Raw genomic sequence first — 18,410 nt, 5'->3', positions numbered from 1 at the left:
CAACACAAACAGAACGGGTGGCCATGAATATTATTTTTAATGCAGCTAAGGTAATGGTTTGCTCACTAAGATTGCTTAGTGGGTAAGAGTCACACCCTTATCCTAGCTACAATTGCGCCTAAGTATACATACACGGGCAGTGCAGGGGAAGTGCTTGCGATAGTTAGATTACTGATGGCTTTAAAGCGTCAGCGTAAGGCACGAAGGGGCTTTGCGGTAATAAGCGTAATGAAATGACACTTGCTCATTTTTTGTATAGCGGGTAAATAAGGTGGCATTGAGGAGCTGTTACACAATGCGTAACAAATACTAAAGGCCGAGTAATAAATTACTCGGCCTTTTAAATAAAGACTTATTAACAGTGTAAATTAGTTACAGTAGTTACTATCAACAAACGTTAAATCATTAACATGTGAAGGGCCATCCATAATGAATGTTGCCGCCGCAGTATTTTGATCTAATCGGTAAATTTTAGCGTTCTCGCCTTTTACACGTCCTGACACATAAATTGTGCCATCTGCAGCAATTGCGATACCAGATGCTTGATCAACACCATGCTCACCAATTAAAGACAACTCCATTGAACCTTGGTCAATAGTATAAAGTGCTTTACCGGTAAGAACGTAAAGAACATTATTATCAGCTGAATAAGCAATATCACCATCAGCGAACGAATCACCAGGGAAAGTTAATTTACCAAGTACTGTTTTATCACCTGTAGCTAGGTCAAAATCGTACATGTATGTTTTGCTTGTGGTACGTAATGTTGTGCCATCAGCGTTCATTGCAGAGCGGTAAATCGGGTACGAAGTTGCAGATGTAACCAATGCCTGCTCATTCGTAGCAAGGTCAAGTGATAAAATTTGCGAGACTTTAGTCGAGCTATCTAATTGCTCCATGAAATATAAAACACCATTATGTGATGCAATATTTGATGCCGTGTTACTTAAACCCGTTACTTTAGAGTATGTGTTTGTGTCAGTATTGAAAAAGTAAACAAATCCTTCTTCATTCGTACCGAAGTTATTAATACCGTATAAGCCAGATGCACATTGGCTAGTTACTTTAACATCATCAATAAACGCACCTAATGAATCAGATTTACCTGCGCCGATAAATTTAAGTTCGGTTGCTGCTGAACTTGCTTTTACAGTATACGTAAACTTTTGCCAGCCTTTGGTGGTTGAATTTAACGTATCGAGTAACTCACCATCCCAATATACTTCTGCTTTATTAGTATTTGCATCGCCACTTACACGTGCTGAATAATAAAAGCTTACTTCATAGTTATGATCAACATCAGTATTCAATGTTTGCGAAACGCTATAATTAGCTGTCGAATCTAACTCTAAATACTGGCTGCCATCTTGAGCTTTGATAAGGCCAAGCTTATTGGTTTGGATTTCAAACTTAGCATTGTTTGAACGTTGCCAACCTGAGACTTGATTTAATAATCCCCATGTTCCAGAAATTGTTGCAGTGTTTTCAAAAGAACCATTTGCTACTAGGTTCGTTGATGCTGCTGCAAAGCCTGAAGCGATCAATAAAGGTAATGTTGCAAGCTTAAACAATGAGTTTTTCATAGTACTTTTCCTACCAAGTAATTCATTTTGTTTTTGTTAACATTTTTATTAACAATTTATGGTACTATTTTGCTATAAATATTGGGTTCGGTCAAATGTTGAACATGAGCGTTTTCGCAATAATTCACTGCTTTATTTGTCTTTTTTAAAAAATTCATTTGCAAACAGTGACTTGCTAAATGTAATTACTTTGAAAATATTTTACTTATTTTATAACTAAAATTTTAGTTGAAAATTAAGTTAATACATTTGTTTAGGTCGGTATGCCTTAATTAGTAATTAAGGCTTTGTAGGTTTTTACGGTATGATTAACTTAGCTATTATCTTTATTTGAAAATGTTAACCAGCCGGGCTTTTGATTGCGATTTAGCTTTCCTAAGACCGTAATAGCTTTTTCAAGAGTAATACGCTGGGTTGCGATATCTTTATAAACTTGGTTGGCAATTTTTTTGCGTTTAACAGCAGCCCCAGCATCTAAAAATGATTCAGCCACTTGTATGGCAAATCTTTTTAATGGGCCTTGTTGCTGGCTGTCGGTTTTATTGTCTAGCTGTTGCTGATGTTTATTCAAACGTTCATTAATATGCACAAGCTCTGCTTGGCTGTATTCATTTTGCGCATGATGCATTTTTTTTATCTCTAATAACGCACTGCTTAAATAAGCATGCTCAAGCTGACTAAATGTACTGATCAGTGATAAGCGCGTTAAGGTTTTTTTAAACTGTTCAGCTGAGCAATTGTTATCTAAAAGCATACTTATGCTATCGTAAATCTTTTGCCATTGTTGCCAGCCATAAACATAGCCTAAGCCAGCTCCTTTAATGTTTTGCATACCAATGATGACTTGGTGACAGTGAGGCCTCGCAAGTGCAGTTAGCATGATCGTTAATTGATCGGGGGTGACCTTGGAGTTAGTAATTAATATGCATTTACTTTTGACTAATTCCAATAATATTGTTTGTAAATTATGTTGATTCTTTTTTAAATCACTCAACAAAGGCCGCATCTGTTGATAGCTTAAATAGTGATTAAAAACATCTTGCAAACTTATCCGCTGCTGTTCACTTAATGTTTGTGCCTGTCCATTGAGCCAATCAGTAAATTGCTCTGCATTATTCAAGGCGGTAAATTCTTTTGCCTGGTAGCTACCTTCAAGTGCTTTATTCATTATTTCGGCAACTGTATCTGCTTCTTTAATGCAGTGTAGCTGAGAGCACAACAATTCTAATTCCTGTAAATCATTATTACTAATTATTCGTTCAAAGCGCTCAGCAAAAGCGTGCAAGTAATAGCTATAAAAGCCATCAACATTGGTACCAATGACAACCATTTTATCAAACGGTAAATCTTCGACGAGCATCTGGGCAAACACTTTTGAACGTGCTACACGGTCATTTCGGTTGTTAATCAAGGCGATGGTTTGTTTACTTGGATCCTTGCTTAGGCCAAATAAATCTAAGCGTCGCCAGTTCTCTATGGTCGCTAAGCGTTCATTGGCTGACATACTATTAACGAATGACATGCTAAAATGTGTAAAAGGTACAGGGCTAAAGTGTTGTAAAACACCAATGTCAGGTACTATACGCTGTGCTGTTTCTTTAAATACAAAGTCTTTTTCCAGGCCAATGTAGGCTGCCATCTTACATACTAAAGCAATATTATCCGGTGTGCTCTTCATATGGGTAAAGTGCTCTAATGTCGGGTGTGATTTGATAACCATCGCCCCAATGTGCCTGAATTAAGGTACTGCTTTTTTGTGTAGCGTCTTTATCTAAAATAGGGAACATGGTTTGTTCGCTAGTAAAAACCTGACTTTTGGGGGCGATAAAGTTTGCCATTTCTTTAGCCACATCAATACCTGTTGGTCCTAATATATCTTCATGATCAGGATAGGCATTGGTAATAGTTGAAAAGTTATCTTGCATCCACTGCCTGAGTATTTTGACGTAGCGAGGTGTTAAGCCCATGCACTCCCATAAAAAGACATCTGCTTTGACATTTTTAGCAAAATGTAAAACATCACTTTGCTCCCAAATACTGGCTTTATCAAATGGGCGGAATAAAGGCACTTCAAATTGTTCACCATTGGAGCGAGCATAAATAAGGGTTGCTTCGCAGCCCGTTGTTTTCGTTATTACTTTTAACGCAAGACTGCTGAACAGCGCGGCTTTTAAGCGTTCAGTGCCAGATTTACCTCGGGTGCCCCAACCACCAATACTGACTGGAATTGCTTGACGGTCGGTTTTTATACGTCGGCTTATGCGAATATGACGTCCCCAAAAATAAACCATAAAACCAACTACAAAAAAGATAAGCTGACCAATACTGTTTTGATAGATTGAGTAAAGATACTCTTTAAAATTCAGCCAAATATTTACCAGTAGTGGAGAAAAACTTAGCTTGTTATAAAGCTTACTAATATTTGGCTCTACATCAAACGTACAACCGAGTTGTTCACCATAGGCTTTAAATTCAAAACTAAAACCGTGCTTATTGAGTGCTGTCAGGTAATTGTTTTGCTCTATTTCGTTACCTTTACGTTGCGTATCTAAACTATCAATATTAATACTTAGCCAAATATAACTGCTAATTCGCTGAAATAATGACTTTGGCGGGGTAACTAATAAAATACCATCTGGCGTATAGGTTTTTGCTGGCTGTTTTAAATTGTCTTGGCTCAGTACCGAGAGTAAGAAGTCAGGTAACGGTAAATGTGGCCGCGCTGAGTATTCATCAGTATCAAATAACGGTTCGCCAGGAACATTGGTAGTGCTTATCTCCGCTACAGAGCAACTAGGAACATGCATAAAGGCAGATGGTTTTCGGGCTTTGCTATGATTAAAGCTTTGGCGTTTGTCTGTGCTTGGGTTGCGCCATTCATGTATAAAACGCCACAACCTAAACGCATAACGATAACCACTGCGGATCTGCCATGTTAATTTATTTTTTACTAACATTGTAGCCTTCGCTTTGCTGAGCTTTACGACTGAGTAAGCGACCAAGTAACTCTTCATCTAATTCTTTATCGAGCTGAGATAGGGTTGCAGAGTTTGGTAATACTTGCTCTAACTCAGCCATTAAATTTTGATGCTCAAATGCAACTAATTGCTCTCTGGTACGGCTGATAAAACGGCGAATAGCCAGCACCGGCTCGCTCTGCAATCGTTCATTTAAACAATTGATATAAGTTGTGAAAACGCTATTTGGTTGGTTTGTCTCTAATTGTTGATTGAGCATCATACGAGCTGTGAGCTCTAACGTTAAACGTTTAATGGCAAAGCTTTCATTACCACTTAATAGTTGCCACCAGAGTTTGAATGTAAAGTTGTCAGTATCTATACGCGGGCTACTTAGTTGTTTAACTAACGTAAAGCGCACGGCATCAACGGTTTCTATTTTTAATCGTTCGGTTAATAAATTTTGTAAAAAACTGATAGAAAAATTACCAGCTTGCTCTATAACACTTTGCCTTACTCGTGGATAACTGTGTTCGGCTAACTGCATTAACAGGTTTTCACATAAGTGGCTCAATGTGTTCTGGCTGGTTAAAATTTTTGGTAACGCAGCTAAAATAAATAACCGTTCTTCAGCATTAAGTTGGCACTGATCAGTTTGTTGGATCAGCTGCTGCATAAATGCACGAATGTAGGTTGGCCGTTGATGGATCAAAATTTCTAATATATCCAAACGGGCTAAATGCGGTGTATTCACCTCTTCTAATGCTAATACTAAGGTTTCAATTAAATTTGCACTTAGCTCTGGATCGCCATCATGGTTATGCATCAGTTGTACTTGATTCGCCAAGGCACGGTATAGCGCATTTCTTACATGTTCATTATCGGTCTTGGTTAATAATTGTAAAAAGAAGCTCTCTAAGTCCAGAGTTTGCCACGCTTTTGCTATATCGTTTGAAGATTTTTTTAAATAGCGATTACTTAAGTCGCCAAGCTTTCCAATTAAAAATTTAAGAGTTTGTTCAATATCAGCGACTATATCTTGGTAACGGTTGATCACAGCACCTTCGTCAAACCAACGATTAAAGGCAAGTTTATCTTGGCGTAATTGTTCAGACGTGGCGCCTAGTTGCTGAGCGTAATCTAAAATATGGAATTCACGTTCGGCGCTGATTTCTGCATGACTGAGTCTTTCAATAAAAAGCAGATAACCGGCATCCAACTTTTGTAAACTTTGCTGTTTATGTTCTACGCGATGACGTAAAAAAGCAATTGCTTGGCGCAATAGCCAAATATCCTGATCTTCGCCATCGGGCATATTTTGCAGCAATTCCCACTGCGCTAGTTCATCAACAAGTTGACGGTATTTTTGGCGATAAAGGTCCAGCCAAAAATTAGCAATATCAGCAAACAATAGATGTTCTAAGCGATCTTTTAATTCGCTAGAGGGAGTAACTTTCTTGGTGTTTGCCATATTAATTCTGCTCTAAAAAGTGATTGAGTTGCAGTGACTCAAAAATAATTTCGTCGTGAGAGAAAACACCAAAACCGGTGTCAGCTATATTGCCAGTCGAAAACTCGAGACTGATGTTATGGTCATTTCTAAACCAATCTTGGTCCCAACGTACTTTGATCCACCCTTGTGAAAAGTTACCTAATGGCAGCTGTTTTCGCCAACCTACACTGGTGATGTATTGCCATGTGCTATTAGGGCGATGTTTATCAGCAAACTTATAGTAACTGGTTAATCCGGCTTGGAAGATTTGCCCTTGATAATATTGATGCCAAGATGCGCCAAAACGCAAAATATCTAGGCTTGTCCAATCGGCATTGGACGTGCTGCCGGCGAGAAAATTAAAGTAACTATCAACCCACGGTTGATAGCGATATTGATATTCGCCTCGCCAACCATGCGGGTGATCTTCGCGATAAAAATTATAAATGTCTGAATTGAGTTTAGGATCAAATAAAAAGTCTTCAATATTAGCACTGCTGTAGCTGTAGAATGGACTTATTTGCCATTGATGACGATGACTTTCATCAATGCGCCAGATCTGACCAATCTGCACATAGGTATTAAATGCATATTGGCTGTCAGTGCCTGCTTGACTTGGTTGCCATGTGGTTTGCAAGGCGCTGTCGACGTACCAAGGACTGTCATGATCTTGCCAAGAATGATAGCCATCAATCGAAAATAGTTCGCTATCTTGTTCGCTCAAAGAGTAAGTAAGATCAAGACGATACCAATTCTCATCGTCACTTAATCGAAACCTAGCGCCAACATCCATACTATGACGAATAGGGACGTTTTCGCTAGATTCAAAAATACCTCGGCGGTCATAATTAATAAATGCTTGCCAGCTTAAGTCGTCTGGATGAAACTGTGCGACCTCAGTTTGCAGGGCACGCTGAGCAACGGGCAGTTGGTAAATTACGGTGTTTGCGAAGCTGTTTTGCTCGGCTTCAAAATTAGATATTTTATGATTGCTTTCACTCAATTGCCAAGTATATAAGCGAACGTGCTTGATGCTGTCGGTGCTGACTTCTATTTTACCTGCTGGGTGGAAAAAGCTGCGTTCAAGGCGTTGTTCAAATTCACCAACAATACTGCTTGGGAGCATTTGCTCGAGCTTAACTAAGCGATCGGCTGGTAATTGTGCGATTAAATGCCGCTCTGGCAGAACAGTGTAAAATAACAAGTTATTGCTAAGCGGTAAGTCATACCAGCGACCATTACGGTACTCTTGTGCGCTGATTGTCATCATTTGTGATAAATAAGGATTAAGCCATTGCAACGAGAGCACATTATCGGTTAGCTCAGTTTTATTAAAACCAAATGCAGTTGGTTTATCAGGTTGTATTGACCAAACTTTTTCCGATGTGGCTAATTTTATTGCAACGTTCGCGACATTCCCTTGGGATAAGTCAGCCGCTGCAGATAACTCTGCGACCGAAAAATGAAAGTTTAAACGAATTTGTTCTGAGCGGGTTTGGCTCAAGTCAATATGTAAATCATGATGTGGGCGTAAGACTAATCCTTGCGTAAAACCGCCTTGGCTACTGGTACGCAGTAATTGGTCGCTATAGCTACTCTCATCTTGAGAATCCACAGCAATGAGTTGCGTGCCAGCAAAGTCAGTATAGTCTTGTAGAGGAACCCACTGGCCATAACTTTGTATACGTGAAAATAACTGCGCGAGTTGTGGAGGTAAGCTCAGGGCATTTACTTTCGCTAAAACTTGCGTGTACTCATTGGTGGTTAGCGTTTTATCCGCTAACTTAAATAAGGTATTATTCAATAACGTCTGCATGTTGATATCGGTGTCATATAGCAACGCCATAAATGGTGTTTGCCAAAAATAGCGGGTTGCCATATTTTGATAATTATACGTCGTCGTCAATGGTTGCGAGAGTATTTTATAGGAAATAAATGTTTGTTGATCACTATATAAGCGAACTGACTCACCAGCTTGTAATGTGATCAACGCGTCACTGGAGATCGACAGCGGTTGAGCATCATTGCGTAATAGGGTTTGCGAGTTAATATCAGAAAAAATTGGCAGTACAGTGTGTTGCGCTGATTTTGATGATTGCGATGTCTGTTGTGCAAACAACCAGCTCATTTTATATTGACCATTTTGAACACTGGTACTGCGCGCTCTTAGGGCAATTGTGAGTGGTTGGCTTTGCGCTTTGAATGTTACCGCTTGGCTTTTATTAACCACCAGTGCTTGTATTAACCCCGTTGGGCTGGCAAGCGTTTGCGTGCCTGGGTAATCAAGTTCGTAGCTGGGCTGTTGAATATCTGCTTCGCTGTAATCGCGCCAATTTAATTTTGCAAAGCTTGTTTGCAATGCCGCTTGATTAGGTAAGTCATGACTTAACCACAATGCGAGTAAGTTTTTTTGTTGTTTGATTGCAAGCGCAATCAAAATGTTCCTACATGGCGCTAATAAATCTAAAGCATTGGCACATAAACCTTGCAGTTTATAGTCTTGCTCTAATGCTTGATATTGTTGTATCAACTGATTGCCAGCATAGGATTTGATAGCCACTTCTTGGCTGCTTTTGTAGAGCCCTTCAAGGTAGCTTTTGGCTAAAGCGTCGCGCCCTTGCGCCATCAAAATAGTGAGACGCAATTGCCACGCTTTAATTGCAATATCTGTATTGGGCACGTTGACTAATTTTTTAATTAATTGCAGTGCCTGAAGTGGATGCTCTGCCATTAAATACTCAGCTTCACCGAGTTGATGTTGCCAATGCATAGTATCAGTGGAAGTTATTGCCGCAGTTTTTGTTTTCAGTGGTTTATAAGGGAGCAGTGCGGCAGTAAACTCATCACCGATTTGGCTAATTTGCTGGGCCAATAAGTTATGAATAAGATTACTTTTTTCTTTTAGCGTACCTGCTTGTGCATAGAGCAATTCATTATTTGGTAAATCTAGTAATTGATCACTTTGCATTACGTATTCAATTGGTTGGCGCTGTTGCTGAAGATTCTGAATGCTTAATTGAGTTGTTGTTAAAGGCACGTTTAACTCAAAAGCGGCAAAATTTTCGCTTTTTAGCAAGGTTAAATGCCATTTTAAGTTACCACTGCGAACTAACAATTGGCTATCGACACTGCTGCGCGCATGCAGTGTTATCGTCGTTCTCACGCGCTGTTTATTGTTTAGAGAAAATTGATGCTGTTGCTGGCCTAATTGATGTATTTGCGCATAGTGCTCTGATAGTACAGGGTAGCCAGTATCATCAACCATCCGCAGTCCGCTAAAGCTATCAAACTGCTTAAATTGACTATTAAAGTACGCTTTATCCTGCGACTTCGGAACAAGAAAATCGCGAGATGAAATTGTGCTAAGTAAATCTTGATAACGACGTTGCGAAAGTAATTCACCACTTTGATAAGGTGAATTGTTTAGCTGTGATAAGTCGTGTTGCGAGTAGATAGCACGCAGCGTGTTGTCTAAATTATTAACCCAATATGGTTGAAACAAACGTTCTTGTTGCTTATCTATTGCTTGATCATCAAAAATTGCTCTGTGATTTTGCTCAAGTTTAATATAAGCGTCTGTTTCACTACGTATAGTTAGGTATTCACCTTTATCTATTGCTAAGTAATCGGTATTGGCCAAACCAATGTGTTGGTCACTATACTCGCTGGCGCGACTGGCAATAACACCGAGCACACTGATCGGTTGCTCATTTACATAGGTATAGACTTTGCCGTTAATATCTTTATTTAGTAAATCTTTGCGCACAGTTAGTTTTAATTTTTTAGCGTGTTGAAAGTACAGTTTTACTTTTTCGCCCGCTTTAAAGTGATAATAATGCTCAATATTTTGACCATATTGTAAACGAGTTACCGCTCGTGGTAGCTTTACGGCTCGACGGAAGCTATCACGGTGACGGTTTGTTTCACCGACCATTGCCGTTAAGGTTACACCTTCATCAAGGTGATTGGTGATTTTTAAAATGCGGTTATATGATGCAATCGGTAACTGACACTTGGCTTGTTCACAGATAAAATCGCGACTCACATTGAGTCTCTGCTGGGCAAGGTGACTGGTCCCCGAGCTGTAAATAAACGAATTAAATGTTGTACTATCCAGCTCCAGCCATTGACCTTTTGCCAGCCAAAGATAACGACTTTGTTTAGCTTCAAAATACATCGCTTGCTGAGATTTATCTAAATGCACGTTAGGTGTCACATTTAGCCACATAGGCGAACTCAAAATATTGTCATTACTGGCTAAGCCGTGTGGGCTCAAAGTAAGCAATAGGCTGAAAATAATAGCAGTTATAGCGTAATGCATATTTTAAATTGACTCATCAAAGTAGGCTGTTGAACAAGTTGCTCGCGTAATATATCACTTAATTCAATATGGAAAAATTCGCCATTGCTTGGCAGAATTTTATTTAAAATATTTTTTGTGCCGCCAAGCTCTGTAACTTCTAACGGATATACATAACTGGCAAGTTGTAATTTGTCAGTTAAACACTGGCTTATTTGCTGTAATTTAGCTGTAGCTGGCTTGGCACCATGACTGATTATTACATCACTATTGCGTGCTTTTTTAGTGTGTCGTTTTTTTGGATCAAAGCCGTGTATCTGATAAATAACGAACTGATCGACTGTGTTGGCGTAGCTTTGAATAAACGCATTGGTAACACTGTAGTGGTATTTACCTAGATCACTTTTTTGTCCATCAGCTGCAAGTGTATTGCGATGTATGGTATTGGCTAAGAAAACCTGACATTCAGTAAATAGAGCCATCGCAATAGGGTAGCTGTGTTTGTCAAAATAGCGGTGCGGAGCATAGGCAATACACTGACTGCCACTCGACTGGTATTTTATTTCTCCTGCTATAACGTGTTCATCTTTCGTTACTAAAGTTAACGCTGATGTTAGTTCGTTGCCTTGCGCCAAGTTTGTTTGCGTGCTCAGCCATTGCGCTAGTTGGGCTTTTGTAACCGCATAGGCACCATTTTGTGATGACGAACTAGCGTAACTTGCGCTAGTTAATAACAGTAATATTATCGCAAGTAACCGTTTAGCTTGCATCATCATTCCACCACCTTATTTTTACTTCTTCGTTAGCGTACTCTTCTAATACTGCGATCCAGACGGTTTTATTGCTTGTAATGGTTAAACTGTTGAGCGCACGAACATCAGCATTGAGCTGTTGAGTAATTGCCAGGTAAGCAAATAGTTGACTGTCTTTTGGATGGATCAAAAAGGCATCACTTAAGCGGCTCGGCTGAAGTCCATAGCGCTTGTTTGCAATACTATAATCATGGGTTAAGCCACTTTGGTATTTAGCACGTTGAGCAATATCGAGGATAATGCTCTGCTCAGCATAATGGCTGTACGCTTTTAATACCACACTGTACGGGCGTTGCGTTGGATATGCTAATTTTAGTGGCGTATTTGCCGTAAGTTTATACAACCGTTGTTTGAGCCACGGGCGTTGCCCTTGCCAGTTTTGATAAATGTGTTGGGCATTTTTTTCAATACTTGCCAGTTGTTCAAAGTCAGTGTCTACTAAATTTACTTCTCTGGCTGTTTTGTTGTTTTTTTGATAAACCACACTGCCTGGATCTGTACTTGGCGCATTAGTCGCCGCTTGCAGCAGATGCTTATTTTGCAATGGTGCAAAGTTATAAGGGCTCGGCTCAGTAACTGGGGTAAAATATTTTGTTGGGCTATTGACCAATGCGACATTAGAGATCGGTAATTGTTTAAACAGCTCTCTTGATTGATAGAAACTGTCTTTAATTAGGATCTCTGGTGGCTCTTGGAAAACTCGGATATTGACGTAACTATCTTGTTCAGTAAAGTCGTAATGGTTATCAGCTTGTTGCTCATACCAAGCGGCAATATCATGAAAGTTTGGATCTTCAATACATTGCGTATGGCATACCGTACGTTGATAGTTAAACTGGCTATTACGTGATTTGACACGTACAAGAGTCGGTTGCTCAGTTGTAATTACCAATGCCGCTGCACGTTCGTTAAGACGTAAATAAAAGCTATTTGCTTTAGGGATTTTTTCTCGTTGTGTGGAATCTAGAATAACTCGATCAAATTCAGATAATTCATCGTCATAAGAAATAGTAAAGGTATCAATTGGCTGATTATTTTGATCATAAACAATCACAGTAGCATGACCTCGACTAGATGATCTGAGATCGATGTTAATATCGCTACTTCCTTCAAGTGTGAAGCGAGCATTTAATAAGTTACTTATTTGATAGTAACCATCTTGTGCGGTCGTTAACGGTTGTAGTGAGCTAAAAGACCAATTACTTAACAGTGGCTCGGTGCTGCATATAGTTACTAAACCAATATCTAATGGCTCGGTAATAAAGCTCAGTGGCTGCGCTGTATTTGCGCGATAAAGCACAGTATGTGGTGCAATAAACTGACTTAAATCATACCAAGTTAAATTGATTTCAGCTGATTTGTCCAGACTGAAAATAAGCGAATCTGACTGTTTTAGTTCAATGCTCGCACACAGTGTCGCATCGGTGTAATAGTCATTTAAATTAAGTTGTTGCTGCGCAAAGTCATAAGTAACAACATTGTAGGGCAGCGTTTCATATAAAATGTCGGCTTTAAAGTCGATCCCAGGAATACCTTGTGGAGCAAGTTTTAGCCATGAATAGGTAACTGCATTGTTTATTTCTGTGGTTGATAACGCATTAACCCCAATACTGTGATATGCGCTGCTTCGCTCTCTTCGCTCTAATGGTAACTTGAGCCACGCGCTGTATTTATCATCATTATCGTTATGTGTTTTAGCATGGACTCGCACTACAACTCCCATAACTTGGCTATCTTCGCTAATTAACTTTAATGATACGCTGGTAACGTTCTTTAATTGTTCTGGGCTGATATAAAAAGATTGCCCAGATGAGACCTGTAAAGCTTGCCGATTTTCAATAATTTGCTTTATTTGTTGCTCATTGTCGGGAGGTGTTAGTTTTGACGCATGGTGATAGACATGACTACTAATTACTTGTTTTTTTTCATTTAAGAATGCGTATTCAATGGCATAGTTTATCGGTTTATCTAAATCCTGTGGTTCAGAAAATATCGCATTTGATAATACTCGGATCGAGTGTGTTCTAGTGCTAGAAAACGAAAAAATCAATGGTTTTTCAGTGCTTAGCCATTGAACGTTAGAGCGTGTCTCTTCATCCGAACGGCTAGTTATAGGTTCAGCTGACTGTATCCACAGATAAAAACTAAACAGCGCAAAACTAAGCCCAGTAAGTATTAGGAGCAATATGAGTATTTTTAAGAGTCGTTTAATAAATTGCATACGATCCCTCAATCATCATAGTGTTAAAACGGTTTTGGTCAGTGAGACGGTTTGTTATCGGATTAAAAATTGCCAACAGCTTACCTTTTTGTCTGATCGCGAGGGCATACTCTTGGCGGCCTTCAAATTCAATTGTTTGTAATTCACAGTTAGCGAATGGTTTACATAGTTGTGCCAGTGCCGTCAAGCGTTGCGTGCTGGCATAACGCTCAATCGTTTTTAAAAAATGACTTTGCTGCTGTGAACTTACAGCTTGCCAATTGGCAGGCGATAATGTGGTTATATTCATTACTTTAATTGTTGGTTGCGCTGAAATCGCGAGCAAGCGTTGTAAAAGACTTTGCTGGTTAACAGAAAATTGCTGTTTAAAATCAGATGCAAGCCACAGGGTTGCTAGTTCGCTGTGGGGAGCAAATATTTGATAGCCAGATTGCGGCGACGTACCAAGCTCTAAACCTCTTGTCGCGGTTTGGCCTTGCACAACTTGGTAATCAACAGCCAAATCTTGCAAACTGTGATTAAGTGTTTGTAAAAGATGCTGGTGGGCGTTATTTGATTGCGTATATTCAAAAGCTAGGGCGGTGGGTCTGATCCATGATGGTGCACTGTGACTACGAATTTGTAAGTTTAAAATGGCATTATTTTGTGCAAACCGTAAATAGCTTTGATGAACCACATTAAATAATGAATCAACGTTATTGGGTAATAATACATTCGCTTGTGGATGCGCATAAGGATGGGCACCGGCGATCAGTAAATGCTCTGCCCGGCTATTTACAAATAGTTCAGTGGCAAACTTTAAGGTATTACTTTCAAATAATGGTCGCGGTACTTCAATATTAAGTTGGGTACTTGATGTCAGATTGATGACATAGAAACCTTGACCATAGGCTATTGCAGCCCCATCAACGAAAGGGGCGATAAGTAAAAAGCGACCTTGCGCGTTATTGAGTAATGTTAGCTGATAGCCCATTAGTCTGGCTGTGGCATTAATTTGATTTAGTTGATTGATTATATTCTCATCTACATCTTGATCCGTCAGCTTAGTTTTTAAACGGTATAGAGGGTGTAATATTTCAAATTCCCACAAGGCAGCTTGATTTGCCGTTAATGGTTTATAAGCGCCACTGCCTTTAGCGGTAATGTTGTCAGCAAATAGCTCAATCACTTCATTCAGGCTCTGCGTTGCATAGCTAATTGCGTTGTCCTCGTTATTACTTTCATCACGAGATATGTTAGCTAATAACGTAGTGTAGTTATCACTATTTAAAAACACTTCAAACAGCTGGCCATTAAAATTTGCTGCAGGTAAAGAGCTATTGGTTGCTTGACCAAAAAAAGTCTCTTGATGTCCTAATAGCTGTTGGATCAAACGTTGGCTGAGTGAGCTTGGTAACTGATTGTAAATCCAATACTGACTTGTTGCGCCGACAGGGGTTTTGATTAACAAACGATTTGTGCGATTGTTAACTTCCCGTACTTGAAATAGTTGCTCAAGCCCCAGCGCTTCAATAAATGCTAAATAATAAGGACTTTGTTTATTATTATGAGTTAATTCCGTCGTTGGTGTAGCACTGGTACCAAATACTAAGGCACGACTGTCAAAGTGTGAAAATATAAGCCCCGCAGAGTCGCTAGCTAAACTTTCTGAAGTGGGAAATGGTACCGTGACTATGAAATCTGCGCTTGGTTTTCGAGAAATAACAAATAACCCGCGTTGCGAGGTTTTTCTAGCATCGCGAATGTAAATATAACTATCATCAAATTGCAATTGAAAATCAAGTTTAGCTAAGCGCTGTTTATTCAGCAGTAAGTTTTCTATTGAATTAGGGGCTTTATTAATTTCATAAATCGCTTGTTTAAAGTTATTTTTGTCCTGACTAGCTTGATAACTGCTGATGTCTAGTTGTCCTTTATTGCTCGTATAAAGGTAGCTTTTATATTCACTGATCTGTTGACCAAGAGCGCTGACTTTGTTTGTGCTTTGCAATTCTTTAATGTCAGTTGTAACAAATAAAGAAGGGATAAACATGATAATAAAGCCGATCACAATGGCTAACGCACCGCCTAGGATTGAAGTTTGAAAGGTGGCTCGGATCACTAAGCCTAGTGCGCTTTTTTGATATATTTTTAATGCTAAAAGCGTAGACAGCATATAACCAAAAGCAAAGGTATCGGTAACTTTTATTTCAGGGTAGTAGTGCACCACAAAATAATTTAAAAATAACTTATAGATAAAACCGATATTGAAGAAAAATAGCAATAATCTTGCACCTTCAATATTGGCATTACGTAACCGCGTAAAGTTTAATAGCGAAGCACCAATGATCAGTATAATGGCTGTTTCTGCAAAGGATGTGAGCAATTTAGTTGGCTGCATAAGCTGCAGCGCCAATAATGCGGGTAGCATAATGCCATTAAATTCCCAGCCATATTTAATATTGGCACGCGACGCAATAAACGCAGTGATCACCAAAATAATATAGGCTTTTGGTGCCGCTATAATTGATGCGGCAACCGCTTCATACATAATTGCTAAATTGGCGATGCTAAAGTTAGTCATTGGCATGAGTGCAAAACGAACTAATAAGAAAGTAATTAGTAGCTGAACAATGGTAACTTTCATGCCGTACTTAAAGCCACCATTCCACATCACGTTGGCAGTGAGGGCGATAATAACTAACCCCAGGGAATAAAGCTGTGATGAATAATCAAAGGTTATATCCCAACCGCTGAGCACGTTAGCAATCAATGGCCAAAACAAAGTATCCATGACTACACGCACTAAAATACTGATCAAGATAATGGCAAAAAAGCGGTCACGACCAAACATCTCGGCGTAGCCAAATTTTTGCATTACGTACTTAGCGCTAAAGAGCATTAGGCCATACACTACTACCGCTTCAATTAAGATAACGGCGGCTGAGGTTGGGCTAACAATAAGTAGTGGCACTAAATAACCAGGCACAACAAGCCCAGTAAGCGGAAAACCAAATCGTAAATTTAACAAACAAACAACAGTAATGCCTATCCATACAGTGGTGATCACCGATTGACCTAAGCCACCACCTGCTGGAAACAATTGTAAAATAAAATCACCCACTAGTTGATGGCTCCATCAAGTTTTGAGCGTAAAATTGCTGTTGTTTGCATAATGAATCACACAGTTGTTTGCTGTTGGGCATTTGCTCAATAAAAAACGCAATATCAATAAACTCAAATAAAATACCTGAAACCTGAAATGGCTCGCCAGATGCATTTTGTAGATGACTTGCATCCATTGCTCGAACATTGAGTATATAGGTATTTTCATCAAGCTTAGCTTGAAGATAAATATCGCCTTTTTGTAAGGTGATAAAGCGTAATTTACCTTTCGCGGTTTCAGTATCTAAATCAGTAACTAAGCAGAGCAAATCCAATGCTGTCATATCAAAAATAGAGAATTGATGCTGCGCAGCTAGTTTTTCTAACGATTTGTTTATTTGCACCACTTGACCAAATAAATTAAATAATACAGTCGCAGAGCGAACATTATTAAACACATGCTCTAAGGTCGTTAGCTTTTGTTCCATTTCCGCTATCGACGTTTTCACTTGCTGGCTGAGCGGTTCTTGTAATTTCAAAGTGAGTAGTTGAGATAGGGCGCTATCATTAGCATTATTTTGTGATTCAATAATTCGATAATGGAACAGTAATTCACCCACTTGTCCGGCAAAGGCATTTACATTGCGCTCAAATGCTTGTTTGTTAAATTGTGCATCAGGCATTACTGTCATTGCCCAAAAACCACGCACATCACCGGCATAGATCAATGGCACTATATATTGCAGCTCACCGTCACTTAGCTCATTAAAAAATGGGCGCAAAATTGGCACAACACCAAATTCTTTTAAAGCATCTGAATATGGCGCGCGCTTATAATCGCGGCGCATTTCTTTAATATCACTAAGGTGGCAATTGACGGCTCTTATTTCGGTTAGTCGGTGATCGCCTTCTTTACGCGCTAAAAATATCGATTTATTCAAAGCAAGTTGTTGAGTTACCAGGCGAATAATCGCATCCCAAGGCGAGCTTTGAGAAATAAATGACTTTGGTAAATAGCGCCCAGCCATTTTCTGTTGAATATTCCCAATTAGGCTAGTGAGCTCCCTGTCTTCGTTGAGTTTTCTAACCAATATTACCCACACTAGTGTAATAAAGGTAAAAATGGTCATCTGGCCAACGGGTAAAAATAAATGCTGAAACACTAAAATAAAATACCCTAAGCCAAACCAACATATACTTGTTAGCACTGCAATTACGATACTGTAACTAATTGATAATTTTTGAAAAGCGAACAGCAGTAGTAAAGAAATACTAAGCAGCAGTAGGGTGCTTTGCCATAGTGTCAGTAGCGATATGCTGCTTTGCTTATCAAGTGTATCGGCAATATAAGCAGTAAGTAATAAATAGTTTGATGTCTGGGTTAATTTAGGCGCATTAAGTTTTACCCCTAAACCAGCATTATGTTGACCGAGAATAATGATTTTGTTTTGTAACTGGCTGGCCATAATGTCCATTGTCATCAGCCGTTCAGCTGAAAACTTTGGCAGTGCAGAAGGGGCTAAAGCGAAGTTAAGCAATACACTTTTGCTACTATCAAGGTCGTTAAACAGTGCCGGCCAAATTGCCAGACATGAGCTGTCAGCCATAGCGGCTAATTCAACATTGTAGCCAGACCAATCGTTTATATGTGGTAGACAGTAGTCATTTTTAGGGTGTGGGTAAAAAACAGTGTTTTGTGCCATGTCCGTCAAGGTTTTATTTACTGTTAGTTGTTCATTAGCAAAAACCAATACTGCTTTTGGTTGATAGCTTAATAGTTGTTGTACTAGTTCATTATGTTCGCGACTTAAATGCTCACTTTCAATGATCACAACATTGCTTTGCTGGCTTTGTGTAAGATTTGCTAAACGGCTATAGAAAAAGGCATTTGATGAATTAAACAGTGATAATGAATTTGAGATCACCACAATGATAAACAGGCAAATAGTAAGCCAAAAAGA

The 18,410-nt window shown here is 39.2% G+C and carries 9 protein-coding genes; all 9 read right to left on the bottom strand.

Features of this window, described 5'->3' with window-relative positions:
• Positions 1-368 precede the first annotated feature (368 nt).
• A complete protein-coding gene (locus tag P4S61_RS03530) occupies positions 369-1,583 on the bottom strand; it encodes a DUF642 domain-containing protein (protein WP_145237339.1) in 1,215 nt (404 codons plus the stop codon).
• 313 nt (positions 1,584-1,896) lie between these two features.
• Positions 1,897-3,303, bottom strand: coding sequence for a hypothetical protein (locus tag P4S61_RS03525; RefSeq protein WP_337117781.1), 1,407 nt, complete (start codon positions 3,301-3,303; stop codon positions 1,897-1,899).
• A complete protein-coding gene (locus P4S61_RS03520) occupies positions 3,242-4,540 on the bottom strand; it encodes a hypothetical protein (RefSeq protein ID WP_337117780.1) in 1,299 nt (432 codons plus the stop codon). Before P4S61_RS03520 ends, P4S61_RS03525 begins: the two co-directional genes overlap by 62 nt.
• Positions 4,524-6,011: a hypothetical protein gene (locus P4S61_RS03515; RefSeq protein ID WP_337117779.1), complete on the bottom strand. Its 1,488-nt coding sequence runs from the start codon at positions 6,009-6,011 to the stop codon at positions 4,524-4,526. Before P4S61_RS03515 ends, P4S61_RS03520 begins: the two co-directional genes overlap by 17 nt.
• A 1-nt stretch (position 6,012) precedes the next feature.
• Positions 6,013-10,353, bottom strand: coding sequence for a hypothetical protein (locus tag P4S61_RS03510; RefSeq protein ID WP_337117778.1), 4,341 nt, complete (start codon positions 10,351-10,353; stop codon positions 6,013-6,015).
• Complete coding sequence (locus P4S61_RS03505; RefSeq protein ID WP_337117777.1) at positions 10,338-11,108, bottom strand: hypothetical protein; 771 nt, start codon at positions 11,106-11,108, stop codon at positions 10,338-10,340. The genes P4S61_RS03510 and P4S61_RS03505 overlap by 16 nt, the downstream gene beginning before the upstream one ends.
• Positions 11,092-13,365, bottom strand: coding sequence for a hypothetical protein (locus tag P4S61_RS03500; protein WP_337117776.1), 2,274 nt, complete (start codon positions 13,363-13,365; stop codon positions 11,092-11,094). The genes P4S61_RS03505 and P4S61_RS03500 overlap by 17 nt, the downstream gene beginning before the upstream one ends.
• Positions 13,352-16,468 (bottom strand): poly-gamma-glutamate biosynthesis protein PgsC/CapC, encoded by a 3,117-nt coding sequence (locus tag P4S61_RS03495; protein WP_337117775.1) that lies wholly within the window; start codon positions 16,466-16,468, stop codon positions 13,352-13,354. Before P4S61_RS03495 ends, P4S61_RS03500 begins: the two co-directional genes overlap by 14 nt.
• A complete protein-coding gene (locus tag P4S61_RS03490) occupies positions 16,461-18,374 on the bottom strand; it encodes a hypothetical protein (RefSeq protein ID WP_337117774.1) in 1,914 nt (637 codons plus the stop codon). The genes P4S61_RS03495 and P4S61_RS03490 overlap by 8 nt, the downstream gene beginning before the upstream one ends.
• Positions 18,375-18,410: the final 36 nt, after the last annotated feature.

The organism is Pseudoalteromonas sp. B160, assembly GCF_037162485.1.
Classification (GTDB): Bacteria; Pseudomonadota; Gammaproteobacteria; order Enterobacterales; family Alteromonadaceae; genus Pseudoalteromonas; species Pseudoalteromonas rhizosphaerae.
Note: the sequence above shows the minus strand (reverse complement) of the source record. Positions and strands in the feature narration are given on the sequence as shown.

What these genes read in the sequence shown, in the direction of transcription:
- P4S61_RS03530 (WP_145237339.1), bottom strand. Translation starts at nt 1,583, where the DNA reads ATGAAAAACTCATTGTTTAAGCTTGCAACATTACCTTTATTGATCGCT.
- P4S61_RS03525 (WP_337117781.1), bottom strand. Translation starts at nt 3,303, where the DNA reads ATGGTTATCAAATCACACCCGACATTAGAGCACTTTACCCATATGAAG.
- P4S61_RS03520 (WP_337117780.1), bottom strand. Translation starts at nt 4,540, where the DNA reads ATGTTAGTAAAAAATAAATTAACATGGCAGATCCGCAGTGGTTATCGT.
- P4S61_RS03515 (WP_337117779.1), bottom strand. Translation starts at nt 6,011, where the DNA reads ATGGCAAACACCAAGAAAGTTACTCCCTCTAGCGAATTAAAAGATCGC.
- P4S61_RS03510 (WP_337117778.1), bottom strand. Translation starts at nt 10,353, where the DNA reads ATGCATTACGCTATAACTGCTATTATTTTCAGCCTATTGCTTACTTTG.
- P4S61_RS03505 (WP_337117777.1), bottom strand. Translation starts at nt 11,108, where the DNA reads ATGATGATGCAAGCTAAACGGTTACTTGCGATAATATTACTGTTATTA.
- P4S61_RS03500 (WP_337117776.1), bottom strand. Translation starts at nt 13,365, where the DNA reads ATGCAATTTATTAAACGACTCTTAAAAATACTCATATTGCTCCTAATA.